Source organism: Halomonas sp. DP3Y7-2 (assembly GCF_019800795.1).
Classification (GTDB): Bacteria; Pseudomonadota; Gammaproteobacteria; order Pseudomonadales; family Halomonadaceae; genus Halomonas; species Halomonas litopenaei_A.
This window is the reverse complement of the sequence record NZ_JAHVKJ010000014.1, coordinates 141654-155035: the sequence shown is the minus strand read 5'-3', so window position 1 is coordinate 155035 and position 13382 is coordinate 141654. Positions and strand designations below refer to the sequence as shown.

Below are 13382 nucleotides of genomic sequence, written 5' to 3'. Positions count from 1 at the left end.
GGTCTACCTCGTTCATCTGTCTCGGAGAGTGCCTATGTCCGCCAATGACACGCCAATGAAAGCCACCATGCAGGCGGTGGTCTGCCACGCCCCTTACGACTACCGCCTGGAAACCCGCGATACGCCAAGGGCGGGCCCCAACGAATTGATCCTGAAAATCGTGGCCTGTGGCATCTGTGCCAGCGACTGCAAGTGCCGCTCCGGCGCCGCCATGTTCTGGGAGGGCGATGATCCCTGGGTCAAGGCACCGGTAGCCGCGGGCCATGAGTTCTTCGGCGAAGTCGTGGAGCTGGGCGACGGCGCTGCGGAGCACTTTGGGCTGACCTTGGGCGACCGCGCCATCGCTGAACAGATCGTACCCTGCAACACCTGCCGCTACTGCCAGACAGGGCACTACTGGATGTGCGAAGTCCACAACATCCACGGTTTTCAGCGTGTCGTGGCCGAGGGTGGCATGGCGGAGTACCTGAAGATCGGCACCACTGGTCGAGTCCACCGTATTCCCGATGAGGTGGATGACGATGATGCCGCCTTTATCGAACCGATGTCCTGCGCCATCCATGCGGTCAACCGCGGTGACATTCAGCTCGACGACGTGGTGGTCATCGCCGGCGCCGGCGCCATTGGCCTGGGTATGGTCCAGATCGCCCACCTGAAGACACCGCGCAAGCTGATCGTGATCGACATGGTCGATGAGCGGCTTGAACTGGCCAGGCAGTTCGGTGCCGACATCGTGCTCAACCCTGCTCGGGACGATGTCGAGGCCACGGTCAAGGCCGCCACCGACGGCTACGGCTGCGATGTCTACATCGAGGCGACCGGCGTCCCCGCCGGCGTTACCCAGGGCCTTAACCTCATTCGCAAGCTCGGCCGCTTTGTCGAATTCAGCGTGTTCGGCAAGGAAACCAGCGTCGACTGGTCGATCATCGGCGACCGTAAGGAGCTGGACGTGCGCGGAGCACACCTGGCGCCCTACACCTATCCCATCGCCATCGACCTGTTCGCCCGTGGGCGGATCACCTCAAAGGGCATCGTCACCCACCGACTTTCCCTCGACGACTTTGAACAGGGCTTTGAGCTCGCGGACTCCACCGACTCGATCAAGGTCCTACTTGCTCCCTGACCCCTGCCGCCGAGCTCTCGTGGCAGCCATTTATCGGCAAGGCTCAAGGACAACGTTCGAGATTCTCAAGGAGCTGACATGGAGACAGTGATCGGCATCGATATCGGCACCCAGAGCGCCAAGGTACTGATCATCGATGCAGGTGGACGAATTCTTGCTTCCCGCCAGCACGGCTATCGCGTGGACACGCCCCACCCGCGCTGGGCGGAACAATGGCCTGAGGTCTGGTGGCAGGCCATCGTCGACGGCATCCGGGATTGTCTGAAGGCGCCGGGCATTGACCCAGACTCGGTCAAGGCACTGTGCATCAGCAGCCTGTACGGGGGCTCCGGTATTGCCGTCAACGCCGACATGACGCCGCTCCACCCTTGCCTGATCTGGATGGACCGACGCGCCGAGGCCGAGGTGCAATGGGTCAAGCAGCATATCGACCTTGAACGACTGGAAGCCATCACCGGCAATAGTGTCGACAGCTACTACGGCTTTACCAAGATGCTGTGGCTGAAGCGCCATCGCCCCGAGGTATGGGCGAACACCCGCTACCTGCTGCCGCCCAATAGCTACATGGCGTACCTGCTGACGGGGGAAGTCGCCGTCGACCATAGCTCTGCCGGCAACATTGGCGGCATCTACGACCTGGCGAACCGCTGCTGGTCAGAGGAGATGACCACGGCCCTGGGTATCGAGCGCGACAAGTTGCCTGAGCGGCTGGTGGACTCGGATGCCTCGATCGGAACACTGACAGAGGCCGCCGCCCGCTGGCTTGGACTGCTGCCGGGCATCCCCGTGGTGGCAGGCGGCGTCGATGCCGCCATGGCCACCCTGGCCGCGGGCGCCACCAGCACCGGCCACCATGTGGCGATGATCGGCACCAGCATGTGCTGGGGCTTCATCCGCCAGCAGCTCGAGCCGACGCGGGGGCTGGTCAGCATGCCCCACGTGCACAATGGCAGTCGCGACATCTACACCTTCGGTGGCGCGCTGACCGCTGGCGCTTCGCTCAGCTGGTGCCTGGACGTCCTGTTTGGCGAGGATCACGACCCGGACGCCGCCTATGCCATGCTGGAACCGGCCGCCGCTGCGCTATCTCCAGGCGCGGATGGTCTCGTCTTTCTGCCCTACCTCATGGGGGAGCGCAGTCCGCTGTGGGATGCGCGGGCCAGCGCCGCCTTTTTCGGGCTCAACTTGACCCACCGCCGCCAGCACCTCTACCGCGCGGTACTCGAGGGAGTGGCCTTTGCCCTGCGCCACAATATGGAAGCCGCCGCGACCATGGATGCCCCGCTGGCCCCCGGACTGATCGTGGTGGGGGGTGTCACGCACTCCGATCTGTGGATGCAGATCATCGCCGACATCACCGGACGCGAGGTCTTCACCTATCGTGACGATGTTGAAGCCGCGTTCGGGGCCGCCCTGCTGGCGGGGCAACACGTGGACCTCCTGTCATTGGAGCCATCCTGCCACCGACCGACACTTGTCCCCCGCGCGCAGCCCGACGCCCAGGCCATGTCACGCTACGACGTGCTCTACGGTATCTACCGCGACCTCTATCCGAGCCTCGCCCCCTTGATGCACCGACTCGATGCCATACGTTCTTCATCACCGGAGGAGCCCCCTCGATGACAGCTGATCGCCTGCCCTTTCGTCTGGATCATCGTCGTATCGTCGTGACCGGCGCCAGCAGTGGCATTGGTGTCGATATCGCTCGCGTCATTCACGAGTTGGGTGGCCAGCCGATATTGATCGGCCGCGACCAGACACGCCTGACGGCACTGGCCTGCGAGCTCAATGCCACCGCCGTGCCCGTGGACATCACCGACGAAGACACCGTCAGCGCAGCGATAGCGGAGCTACCGCCACTCGATGGCCTGGTCAACTGTGCGGGAATATCGATACTGGACACGGCGCTGGAGGCCAAGGCCGACGACATCCAGCGCATCCTCGCCACCAATGTCACCGCCTGCGCTGTGGTAACCAGAGAGTGCGCCAAGCGCATGATCGCCGACGCCACCGCGGGCAGCATTGTCAATGTCTCGAGCCAGGCGGCCAGCGTCGCTCTCAGTGAACACCTGGGATACTGCGCGTCCAAGGCCGCCATGGACGCGATGACCCGCGTGCTCTGCCTCGAATGGGGACCCCAGGGCATTCGCGTCAACAGCGTCAACCCCACAGTGACCCTGACCCCCATGGCGGAGATGGCCTGGTCGGCCCCGGAGAAGCGCGACCCGATGCTCGCGGCCATTCCACTTCGGCGTTTCGCCACCCCGCGCGAGGTCGCCTTGCCGGTGGCCTTTCTGCTGTCTGACGCAGCCGCAATGATCTCTGGCATCAGTCTGCCCATCGACGGAGGCTACACCTGCCATTAACCTCGACCGACGTGTCAGGCGAGACGCCTTCGCCCGACAGGCAGGGCCCAGGACAGGGGTGTGGTACCGTTAGCCAGCCCTGTCCCTGACGACACCGGCTCATGTAGCCCACCCTGTGCCTGGAGACCATTGGCGCCATCATGAAGCGTAAAGGCAATATCACCATCACCGACATCGCTCGGCAGGTCGGGTTGACCCACATCACCGTGTCCCGGGCCTTCAACCAGCCTGACAAGGTCAAGCCCGAAACTCGCGAGCGCATCCTGCAGACGGCTCGTCAACTGGGCTATGTGCCCAACGCCTTCGCCAGCCAGCTCAGGAGCAGTCAGAGCCGGCTGATCGGCGTTGTCGCGGCCAGTATCGACAATCCCTTCTACAGTGAGGCGATCAAGGCCATCTCTCGCGATGCCAAGCGCCAGGGCTATGACATCCTGCTGATGGATACCGACGGCTCCGCCGAGGTAGAAGCCTCCGCCATCGCGACCCTGCTGAGCTATCAGGTGGCCGGCATCATTCTGTCTCCGGTATCGGACGCCATCGACTACCGGCCAGTCTACATCGATAGCCTGCGCGACACCGGTCTGCCCGTGGTCATGCTGGATCGCGTGCTGCCGGTGGGGGATTTTTCCCGGGTGGTGCTCGACAACCCCACCTCAGGGCGACTGATCGGATCGGCCATGCTGGACCTCGATATCCAGCGGGCGCTGGTGGTGACCGGACCGTTCAATTCGCGTATCACCCAGCAGCGTCTGGACGGCATCCAGCAGGCCTACCGTCAGGCCGGGCGGCCGCTGTCACTGGATCCCCGTGAGGGAGACTACACCGCCGAACCCGCCTATCGTGCGGTCGCCGAACACCTGGCCAACCACGGCCTCCCGGAGGCATTGATAGGGCTCAACCAATTGATGACCCTGGGGGCGCTCAGCGCGCTCCACGACGCCGGTTGGTCGTACCGTGACACCAAGGTCCTCGGCATCGATACCCTCCCCTATAGCGAGATCTTCGACATCGAGATCACCACCACCGCCACCGACCCATCCCTGGCCGGGCGCCGCGCGATGGAACTGCTGTTCGCGGCCATCGAGGACCCTCAGGCTCCGGTACGCGAGGACATCATCGCCAGCCACATTCGCCCTGCTCGAGCAGGCGGTCTCCTTCACCGCTAGAGCATCTGGCGCTATTCATCGGGTCTGGGTTTGGGTGCAAGTTGGGTTCCGCCATGTCGCAGTGACATCAGCAGCCCCACCAGCAGAAGCGCCCCGGCGACCAGCACCGGCAACATCGGCGGCGAAGCGGCGGTCTTCAGAGCCACCCCAAGCTGGGCATACAGCGAAGTGGCGCACAGCAGCAGCCCTGCCATGGGTATCGCCAGGGTTGCCCAGCGTTCTCCCCGGCGGAAGGGCCCCCACAACAGGGTGCCCACCAACACCGCCACGCCAAGGCAAGCACCGCCAAGGGCGCGCATCAACGCCAGCAGCACCTGCTGGGTCCCGCCGTCCACCGACGCCCAATCCGACCCCATGGCCGCCGCGTGGTAAGGCATAAATTCACTGCGCGAAAGATAGACGACGCCGAATGCGACAAGGATCAACGCCGCCAGAGAATGGCAGGCAAGGGAACATCGTGAATAGCGCTGCATGACGTCATCCTGGTGCTGCGAACACAAACGCAGCGGGGAATCGTTGCCCGCCACACCGGTGAGAGTCGGCCACTTGGCTGCCCCGTACAACAACCCTAGCTGCATGCGGGGGCCGGCACCCCCGGCCAGAGGTACCAGACATGTGACTCTGACCTTTGCGGGCAGGTCTCAGCTCTTGCTACCTGCGCCATGCAACAGCTTCACCGCAACGCCGCCGATCACCACACCCCAGAAGGCCGCGCCCAGTCCGAACAGGCTCATGCCCGAAGCGGTGACCATAAAGGCGATCACAGAGGCCTCTCGATGATCATCGGCGGCGATCATGGCAGCCAGATTGCTGACGATCGCAGCAATCAGTGCAAGCCCTGCCAGCAACGCCACGAAGGCCCCCGGCAGCGAGCTGAACAGCGCCACAATGGTACCGGCGAACAGCCCGCCGACCAGGTAGAAGACGCCGTTGGCGACCCCCGCCACATAGCGCCGTTCCGGGTCCTCGTGGGCCTCCTTGCCGGTGCACAGCGCGGCGGTGATGGCGGCGACCACGGTGGAAATACCGCCAAAGCAGGCGGTCGCCAGGGACGTCACTCCCGCCACCGTCAGTATTGGTCTGGCCTCGGTGTCATAGCCCGCCCCCTGCAGGATCGCCATGCCTGGCAAAAACTGGCCGGTCAGGCTGACCACCACCAGCGGCAGCGCCAGGCTCAGGGTGCTGGCGAGGCTCCATTCCGGGGTGATCCACACCGGCACCGCCAGGTGCAGGCCGACGCCAGCCAGGCTGGCATCCTCCAGCAGCACGGCCAGCACGATACCGGTGAGCAGCAACAGGATCAGGCAGTAGCGCGGCGCCACGCGCTTGGACAGCAGATAGGCCACCAGCATGCCGAGGGCAAGCGACGGCGACGTCTCGATGGCCGCAAAGGCGTCCAGCCCGAACTGGAACAGGATGCCGGCCATCATTCCGGCGGCTACGCCCTTGGGAATCAGCGCCATCAGCCGGTCGAAGCTGCCGCTGATGCCGATGACCAGCATCAGTACCGCCGCGCTCAGGTAGGCCCCCACCGCCTCGGCCAGGGACAATTCGGGAAACAGGCTGACCAGCAACGCCGTGCCCGGCGCCGACCAGGCGGTCACCACCGGCACCCTGAGCCACAGGCTCAGTACGATGCCGGAGACCGCCGCCCCCAGCGAGATGGCCCACACCCAGGAGGTCATCATGGCGGGGGAAATGTCCGCCGCTGCCCCGGCCTGAAAGAAGATCGCCAGCGGCCCTGAATAGGAAATCAGTACCGCCACGAAGCCCGCCGTCACCGCCGACAGCGACAGATCCCGCGCCAGGGAACCTAGCCAGGAAGCGCTGGCCCGGTCGTTCCCGGTATCAGCAGAGGGATGGCGCATGGTTGGGCTCCTTGATCAGCCTGGGTCACCGCCAGCCACCGGTAGCACGCTACCGGTGATGTAGCTGGCGTCATCGGATGCCAGAAACAGGATCGGCCCCACCTGCTCATCCAGGGTGCCGTAGCGATGCATCAGGCTGGACGCCTTGGTCTGGTCGATCAGCTGCTGGTACCACAGCGCGTCCTGTTCGCTCTGGGGCTCGGCGTTGCGTGGCGTCAGCCGCGGTGGTGCCTCGGTGCCACCGGGGGCGGTGGCGTTGACCCGTACCCCGTGCTCGGCCATATCGATGGCCAGTGCCACGGTCAGGGCGTTCACCCCACCCTTGGCCGAGGCGTAGGGCACTCGGTTGACGCCCCGCGTCGCCACCGACGATACGTTGACGATATTGCCGCCACTCTCGATCAGATGAGGCAAGGCCGCACGGCAGCACCACAGGGTCGGAAACAGCGAGCGGCGTACCTCGGCCTCGATCTGCTCCGGCGCGTAGTGGGTGTAGGGCTTGGCCCAGATGGTGCCACCGACGTTGTTGACCAGCACGTCGATGCGCCCAAAGCGCTCGATGGCACCACCCATGGCGGCCTCGGCGCCGTCCCAGGTTTCCAGATCGGCCGTCAGCGCCAGCGCCTCGGCGCCCTGGTCGGCCAGCGCACCCGCCACGTCATGCACGTGCTCGGCGCGGTCCACCAGCACCAGGAGGGCGCCCTCTTGTGCGGCCCTTTCCGCCAGCCGCCGCCCAATGCCCTGGGCGGCGCCGGTGATCAGCATCACTTTCTGTTCAAATCGTTTCATCTCACGGTCCTGTTTTTACGGTCCTGTGCTTACGGTCCTGTACTTACAGTCCTATGCCTATGGTCCAGCGATGGGCGCGACTCACCCCACGCCAAGGTGGGTATCAAGAATCGAGGGGTCATCCCTGAGCGCCTGACTGCTGCCGTCGAACACCACCTTGCCCTTGACGATCAGCAGGTGGCGGTCGCCCACCTCAAGCAGGTTGTCGATGTTCTTGTCGACGATGATGCTGGCGATGCCCGAGGCCTTGATGGTGCGGATGATCGACCAGATCTCGTCACGGATCAGCGGCGCCAGCCCTTCGGTGGCCTCGTCCAGGATAACCAGCCGAGGATTGAGCATCAGTGCCCGACCGATCGACAGCATCTGCTGCTCGCCGCCGGACAGCAGCGAGCCATCGTGGCTGATCCGCTCCTTGAGCCGGGGAAAGGTGTCCAGCACCCGTTCGATGTTCCACTCACTGCGGCCATCGACGCCGGTGCGGGCGGCCATCACCAGGTGTTCACGCACGCTGAGGCCAGGGAAGATGCCCCGCCCCTCCGGCACATAGCCGATCCCCTGGCGAATCACCTGCCAAGGCCGCCGCTTGCGGGTGTCCACGCCCATGATCCGCACCTCCCCATGGCGCGGTGGCACAAAGCCCAGGATCGACTTCAGGGTGGTGGTCTTGCCCATGCCGTTGCGACCGAGCAGGCTCAGCGTCTCACCGGCATTCAGGCTGAGGTCCACGCCGTGCAGCACATGACTCTCGCCATAGAAGGTGTGCAGACCTCGGGCGTCGATCAACGGCGCGCTGGTGTCGATCGTGTCCGCGCCACTTCCGCTGCCAGCGCCATTCATGGTGCGATCAAGTCGGGCGTTCATGGCGCTACCTCGCGGCGGTGGGGGCGGTCATCGATATCGTCAGAGGCCTCGTCCTGGCCCGAGTCATGGCGACCCAGATAGACGTCACGCACGGTATCGCTTGCACGAATGCTCTGGGTGTCGCCGCTTTCCAGCACGCAGCCGTCGACCATCACGGTAATGCGATCGGCCAGGCGGAACACCGAGTCCATGTCGTGCTCGATCAGCACGATGGTGTAGTCGCGAGACAGCCGCTTGAGCAGATCGGCGACCTGGTCAGTTTCCTCGCGGCCCATGCCTGCCATGGGTTCATCCAGCAGCATCAGCTGCGGCTGGGTGGCCAGCACCATGGCGATCTGCAGCTGGCGCTGCTCGCCGTAGCTCATACCGGAGGACAGCGTATGGGCGCGGGGCACCAGGCCACAGGTGTCCAGCGCTGCCAGCGCCCGCTCGTCCACTTCCTTGGCGCGCTTGCGCGAGCGCCAGCTGCCGATGACCCCACCATGGTGAATACGCGCCGCCAGCTGGCAGTTCTGCAGGCAGGTCAGGCGCGGAAAGATATTGGTCTTCTGGTGACTGCGCCCGATACCCAGTCGCGCGACCTGGTGGGCTTTCTTGCCCTGGATGGCGTTGCCGCGATAGACGATCTCGCCCCGGGTGGGGGGAATCTCCCCGGACAGCAGATTGATCAGGGTGCTCTTGCCGGCGCCATTGGGTCCCAGGATGGCGTGGATCTCGCCACGCTCGACCTGAAAGTCCACATCATTGACCGCCAGCAGGCCTCCGAAGCTGCGGGTCAGGCCGCGGGTCGACAGCATGCTGCTCATGACGACACCTCCCCGGCGGACTTGCCCGCCGACGCCTGCGGCGCCGAGGCGACACGCTCTGCCTGCTGGGCATCTCTGGCCGCGCTCCAGCGCCCGAACAGCGACGTCTTGCGTCCTGGCGGATCGAGCAGTAGTCCGGCGATGCCCCGGGGCAGCACCAGCACCGCGACGATGATGGTCATCCCCATCAGGATCGGCCAGTGGTTGGTCAGGTGCTCATAGAAGTACAGCAGCAGTTCATAGGCGAAAGCGCCGAGGATCGGCCCGAAGATGGTGCCCATGCCGCCAAGGATCACCATCATCAGCACCTCGCCAGAGTGGTGCCAGCCAAGTTGCGCGGGATTGGCGAAGCCGTACTGCATCGCCGCCAGCATGCCGGCGACACCGGCGATCATCGCTGACACCACGAAGGCGATCAGCTTGTAGCCGGTGGTGGCGTAGCCCAGCGCCTGCATGCGGTGCTCGTTGTCGTGGATGCCATCGAGCACCTGGCCAAAGTGGGAACGGGTCAGGGCGCGCAGGATAAGATAGACCGCCACCAATAGCGCCAGGCAGAAGTAGAAGAAGGTCAGCGGATTGTCGAGATCGACAAGGGGCGTCTCGCCCATGGCGAGGCTCGGCCTGAACATGATGAAGACCCCATCGGTACCGCCGGTCATGCTGGATGTGCTGACGGTGTAGAAGAGCATCTGGCCAAAGGCCAGGGTGGTCATGATGAAGAAGATGCCCTTGGTGCGCAGCACCAGCACGCCGACGATGGTGGCGACCAGACCTGAGACCAGCATCACCAGCGGCAGCATCCACCACAGCGAGGCGGCGCTGAAGTCGGGGCTGGCCATGGCCAGGGTGTAGGCGCCAAGGCCGAAGAACAGCGCATGGCCCAGGCTCACCAGGCCAAGAATACCCACCAGCAGATCGAGGCTGACGGCGAACAGGGCAAAGATCAGCATCAGAGTCAGCTTCTCCATGAAGAAGGCGCTGGACTCCCCGAACAGGGCCGGCCCCCAGGCCGGATAGGCGATCAACAGCGCAAGACCTGCCAGCAGCAGAAACGTCACGCGCTTGGGATAACGGTGCAACATGGTCCCTCTCCTCCGGGCGGATACTCGCCCGTCAAGGTCGTGTCAGGGTGTGCCGGCGTCAGGCGAACAGCCCGCGCGGCTTGATCAACAGCACCAGCGCCATGATCAGGTAGATCAGCATGCTGGCGAGGCTCGGAATCAGCACCGGGCCGAAGGTCTCGGCCATGCCGATCAACAGGGCACCGAAGAAGGCCCCCTTGATCGAACCAATGCCGCCGATGACCACCACCACAAAACAGGTGATCAGGATGGAATCCCCCATCCCGGGGGTAATCGACGACAGCGGCGCCGCCATCATCCCGGCGAAGGCCGACAGCGCCACGCCGACGCTGAAGATCAAGGTGAACAGGGTGCGGATATTGATGCCAAGGCCCTCGACCATCTCGCGGTTGACGGCACCGGCGCGGATGACAATGCCCAGCCGGGTATGGCGAATGACCCAGTAGATGGCACCGGCCAGCGCCAGGCATACCGCCGCCACGAACAGCCGATAGACCGGGTACTGCAGGTTGTCGGTAAGCGCGATGGAGCCGTCGAAGGGCGCCGGCAACGCCACCGAGTGCACGTCGCCGCCCCAGATGATGCGCTGGGCCTCGTTGAGCACCAGGATCAGGCCGAAGGTCAGCAGGACCTGGTAGAGGTGGTCACGCTTGTACAGGGTGTCCAGAAACAGTCGCTCGATGACCAGGCCGAGCATCACCGCGATGGGGACCGCGATCAGGATGGCCAGCCAGAAGTTGCCGAGCCGCTGGGTCAGGTCGAAGGCCAGGTAGGCGCCGATCATGTACATGGCGCCATGGGCCAGGTTGATGATGCCCATGATGCCGAAGATCAGCGTCAGGCCACTGGCGATAAGGAACAGCAGCAGGCCGTATTGCAGGCCGTTGAGCAGCTGTACCCCGAAGAAGGCAAGATCCATCGTCGTTCTCCTCGTCTGGATGAGGGCAAGCAGGCGGCGGCACGCACGCTCGCGCGGCCGCCTGCTGGGCTCAGCTCTTCATCGGGCAGGCGCTGTCGGGAACTTCCAGCTGTGGGCTTGCGATCGACGTGACGTGGTGCTCGCCGTCCCTTACCTCGCGCAGGTAGACGTTCTGGATCGGGTGATGGGACTCGGAGAAGCTCACCGGTCCGCGCGGACTGTCGAGCTGCACCGAGCCGAGTGCGGCGATCAGCGCCTCCCGGGTCGGCTCGCCGTCGATCGCGCCGTAGGCCTGGGCCAGCATCTTGCCGGCGTCATAGCCCTGCACCGCGTAGGTGTCGGGGATCTCGCCGTAGGCCTCCTGATAGGCGGCGACAAAGGCCTGGTTCTGCGGAGTGTCGAGGGTCTCGGCGTAGTGCATGGTGGTCTGCACGCCGTCGGCGGCGTCGCCCAGGGCCACCAGGTTGCCGTCGGTCAAGAAGCCCGAACCGTACAGCGGAATGCTGTCGTTGAGCCCGGCCGCGGCGTAGTCGCGCACGAAGCCAACCCCGCCGCCACCGGCAAAGAAGGTGTAGACCGCATCCGGGGCGATGCTGGCGATCTGGGCCAGGTAGGTCTGGAACTCGGTGCTCGGGAAGGGCACCAGAATCTGCTCGACGATCTCGCCGCCGGCCTCCGTGAAGGCCTGCTCGAAACCGGCCAGATCTTCCTTGCCGCCGGCATAGTCCCAGGTGATGGTGACGATCCTGCGATGGCCCTGGTCATAGGCCACCTGGCCCATGGGGTAGCTGTTCTGCCACATGCTGAACGAGGTACGAAAGACGTTGGGCATGCACAGCTGGTTGGTGGCGGCCTCGAGCCCGGCGTTGGGAATGATGGTGATCGCACCGGTCTGCTTGGCCACCCGCAGCATGCCCATGGCAACGCCTGAGTGGACCGGACCGATGACCACATCGACACCGTCGCCCTTGACCAGGCGACTCATGTTCTGGGGCGCCTTGGAGGGGTTGGCTTCGGAATCCAGGGCCACGTATTCGACGCCGTGACCACCGAGGCTGCCACCCTCCTGCTCGATGGCAAGCTTGAGCCCATTGGTGATGGACTCACCAAGGGCCGCGTAGGTACCGGAATAGGGCAGCATCAGGCCCAGCTTGACGTCATGGTCGGCCTGGGCCGGGCTGGAGGCCCCCAGGGTGAGGCCCAGGGCCGGTGTCAGGATCAGAGCGCCGAGCGCGGCTCGACGACCGAAGAGAGAACGTGCGCCGGAGCGCTTTTTAATGGTTGTCATGGTCGATTCTCGTCAGGTTGTGATTGTCGTTATGTCTCCAGGGACACCATCGGCGTAGGTCCCTGGCCTGGCTGGCGATTCACTCAGTTGGGGGTGAACTTCTCGTAGTGGAAGCTGGCGGGCTTGATGCCCTGACTGTCGAAGTGCTTGAGCACCGCGTCCACCATCGGCGGCGGGCCGCACAGGTAGACATCGACATCCCCTCCATGCAGCTTGCTCTCGTCCATGTGATGGGTGACGTAGCCCTTGCGCTCGTGGCTGCTGCCCTCGTCCGCGACCACCGTCAGATAGTCAAAGTCGGGCAGCGCCTCGACGGCGGCATCCAGCTCCTCACACTTGACCAGGTGATCGTCCTTGGTCACCCCGTAGATCATGTGGATCGGCTGTCCGGCGCCCTCGCCCCGTGCTTCCAGCAACGCCAGCTGCTTGAGCATCGACAGGAAGGGCGCAAGTCCGGTACCGCCCGCCAGCATCAGGATCGGGCGCTGGATAGCGCGCAGATAGAAGCTGCCCATGGGGCCGGTCACCGCCATGGCGTCACCGCCCTTGGCGCGCTCGCTGAGATAGCCGCTCATCAGGCCGTCAGGCACATTGCGAATCAGAAAGCTGGCACGGCTCTCCCCTGGCAGTGAGCTGAACGAGTAGCTGCGATGCTGCTCGGCTCCCGGCACCTCCAGGTGCACGTACTGACCGGGCAGGAACTGCAGCGGTTCGCCCTCGATGTCGATGGCAAGCTCAATGGAGTCCTCGGACAGCGACTCGACGTGCACCACCGAGGCGCTGCGGGTGTCCACCGCGGTCTTGCACAGGGTCGAGGCCACCGGCACCGACAGCACGCAGTCCGATGACGGCACCATCTGGCAGGTCAGCACCTGGCCTTCGTGCAGTTCCTCGTCGGACAACGCCTCGTCGATGTACTCGTCACCCAGCTCGAACTCGCCCTGGTCGCAGTGGCACTTGCAGGTGCCGCAGACGCCATCGGAGCAGTCCATCGGCAGGTTGACCTTGTTGCGGTAGGCGGCATCGAGGACGGTCTCGCCCTCGTTGCAGTCAATGAAGCGCGACACTCCATCTTCGAAGTTGAGCGCAATGGTGTAGCTCATGGTCGTTC

At 64.6% G+C, this 13382-nt stretch carries 13 protein-coding genes; 4 read left to right on the top strand and 9 right to left on the bottom strand.

Annotation, left to right across the window (positions count from 1 at the left end; genetic code table 11):
* The first annotated feature begins 34 nt into the window (after positions 1 to 34).
* The 4 genes from KUV45_RS19775 (at position 35) to KUV45_RS19760 (ending at position 4655) form a co-directional block, all read left to right on the top strand.
* The gene (locus KUV45_RS19775; protein ID WP_224852124.1) at positions 35 to 1123 is read left to right on the top strand and encodes a zinc-binding dehydrogenase; all 1089 of its coding nucleotides are present in this window, start codon (positions 35 to 37) and stop codon (positions 1121 to 1123) included.
* Positions 1124 to 1201: 78 nt separating this feature from the next.
* Positions 1202 to 2746, top strand: a complete 1545-nt coding sequence (locus tag KUV45_RS19770; RefSeq protein ID WP_222163994.1) for an FGGY-family carbohydrate kinase — start codon at positions 1202 to 1204, stop codon at positions 2744 to 2746.
* Positions 2743 to 3489 (top strand): SDR family oxidoreductase, encoded by a 747-nt coding sequence (locus tag KUV45_RS19765; RefSeq protein WP_222163993.1) that lies wholly within the window; start codon positions 2743 to 2745, stop codon positions 3487 to 3489. Before KUV45_RS19770 ends, KUV45_RS19765 begins: the two co-directional genes overlap by 4 nt.
* A 140-nt stretch (positions 3490 to 3629) precedes the next feature.
* Positions 3630 to 4655, top strand: a complete 1026-nt coding sequence (locus tag KUV45_RS19760) for a LacI family DNA-binding transcriptional regulator (protein WP_222163992.1) — start codon at positions 3630 to 3632, stop codon at positions 4653 to 4655.
* Positions 4656 to 4666: 11 nt separating this feature from the next.
* Here the strand turns inward: KUV45_RS19760 and KUV45_RS19755 are convergent, their stop codons facing one another.
* From KUV45_RS19755 to benC, 9 genes are all read right to left on the bottom strand, one after another.
* Positions 4667 to 5128 (bottom strand): hypothetical protein, encoded by a 462-nt coding sequence (locus KUV45_RS19755; RefSeq protein ID WP_222163991.1) that lies wholly within the window; start codon positions 5126 to 5128, stop codon positions 4667 to 4669.
* A gap of 168 nt (positions 5129 to 5296) precedes the next feature.
* Positions 5297 to 6523, bottom strand: coding sequence for a benzoate/H(+) symporter BenE family transporter (locus KUV45_RS19750; RefSeq protein WP_222163990.1), 1227 nt, complete (start codon positions 6521 to 6523; stop codon positions 5297 to 5299).
* A gap of 15 nt (positions 6524 to 6538) precedes the next feature.
* The gene (gene benD / locus KUV45_RS19745; RefSeq protein WP_222163989.1) at positions 6539 to 7312 is read right to left on the bottom strand and encodes a benzoate diol dehydrogenase BenD; all 774 of its coding nucleotides are present in this window, start codon (positions 7310 to 7312) and stop codon (positions 6539 to 6541) included.
* Positions 7313 to 7393: 81 nt separating this feature from the next.
* On the bottom strand, positions 7394 to 8176 hold the full coding sequence (locus KUV45_RS19740) for an ABC transporter ATP-binding protein (RefSeq protein WP_224852125.1): 783 nt from the start codon (positions 8174 to 8176) through the stop codon (positions 7394 to 7396).
* Positions 8173 to 8982 (bottom strand): ABC transporter ATP-binding protein, encoded by an 810-nt coding sequence (locus KUV45_RS19735; RefSeq protein WP_222163988.1) that lies wholly within the window; start codon positions 8980 to 8982, stop codon positions 8173 to 8175. Before KUV45_RS19735 ends, KUV45_RS19740 begins: the two co-directional genes overlap by 4 nt.
* A complete protein-coding gene (locus KUV45_RS19730) occupies positions 8979 to 10064 on the bottom strand; it encodes a branched-chain amino acid ABC transporter permease (protein ID WP_222163987.1) in 1086 nt (361 codons plus the stop codon). The genes KUV45_RS19735 and KUV45_RS19730 overlap by 4 nt, the downstream gene beginning before the upstream one ends.
* 58 nt (positions 10065 to 10122) lie before the next feature.
* A complete protein-coding gene (locus KUV45_RS19725) occupies positions 10123 to 10983 on the bottom strand; it encodes a branched-chain amino acid ABC transporter permease (protein WP_222163986.1) in 861 nt (286 codons plus the stop codon).
* Positions 10984 to 11053: 70 nt separating this feature from the next.
* On the bottom strand, positions 11054 to 12271 hold the full coding sequence (locus tag KUV45_RS19720; protein ID WP_222163985.1) for an ABC transporter substrate-binding protein: 1218 nt from the start codon (positions 12269 to 12271) through the stop codon (positions 11054 to 11056).
* 83 nt (positions 12272 to 12354) lie between these two features.
* Positions 12355 to 13374 (bottom strand): benzoate 1,2-dioxygenase electron transfer component BenC, encoded by a 1020-nt coding sequence (benC, locus tag KUV45_RS19715; RefSeq protein WP_222163984.1) that lies wholly within the window; start codon positions 13372 to 13374, stop codon positions 12355 to 12357.
* Positions 13375 to 13382: the final 8 nt, after the last annotated feature.

Bases quoted from the DNA above. Each gene is read 5' to 3' on its own strand.
- KUV45_RS19775 (WP_224852124.1), top strand. From the start codon at position 35: ATGTCCGCCAATGACACGCCAATGAAAGCCACCATGCAGGCGGTGGTC.
- KUV45_RS19770 (WP_222163994.1), top strand. From the start codon at position 1,202: ATGGAGACAGTGATCGGCATCGATATCGGCACCCAGAGCGCCAAGGTA.
- KUV45_RS19765 (WP_222163993.1), top strand. From the start codon at position 2,743: ATGACAGCTGATCGCCTGCCCTTTCGTCTGGATCATCGTCGTATCGTC.
- KUV45_RS19760 (WP_222163992.1), top strand. From the start codon at position 3,630: ATGAAGCGTAAAGGCAATATCACCATCACCGACATCGCTCGGCAGGTC.
- KUV45_RS19755 (WP_222163991.1), bottom strand. From the start codon at position 5,128: ATGCAGCGCTATTCACGATGTTCCCTTGCCTGCCATTCTCTGGCGGCG.
- KUV45_RS19750 (WP_222163990.1), bottom strand. From the start codon at position 6,523: ATGCGCCATCCCTCTGCTGATACCGGGAACGACCGGGCCAGCGCTTCC.
- benD (WP_222163989.1), bottom strand. From the start codon at position 7,312: ATGAAACGATTTGAACAGAAAGTGATGCTGATCACCGGCGCCGCCCAG.
- KUV45_RS19740 (WP_224852125.1), bottom strand. From the start codon at position 8,176: ATGAACGCCCGACTTGATCGCACCATGAATGGCGCTGGCAGCGGAAGT.
- KUV45_RS19735 (WP_222163988.1), bottom strand. From the start codon at position 8,982: ATGAGCAGCATGCTGTCGACCCGCGGCCTGACCCGCAGCTTCGGAGGC.
- KUV45_RS19730 (WP_222163987.1), bottom strand. From the start codon at position 10,064: ATGTTGCACCGTTATCCCAAGCGCGTGACGTTTCTGCTGCTGGCAGGT.
- KUV45_RS19725 (WP_222163986.1), bottom strand. From the start codon at position 10,983: ATGGATCTTGCCTTCTTCGGGGTACAGCTGCTCAACGGCCTGCAATAC.
- KUV45_RS19720 (WP_222163985.1), bottom strand. From the start codon at position 12,271: ATGACAACCATTAAAAAGCGCTCCGGCGCACGTTCTCTCTTCGGTCGT.
- benC (WP_222163984.1), bottom strand. From the start codon at position 13,374: ATGAGCTACACCATTGCGCTCAACTTCGAAGATGGAGTGTCGCGCTTC.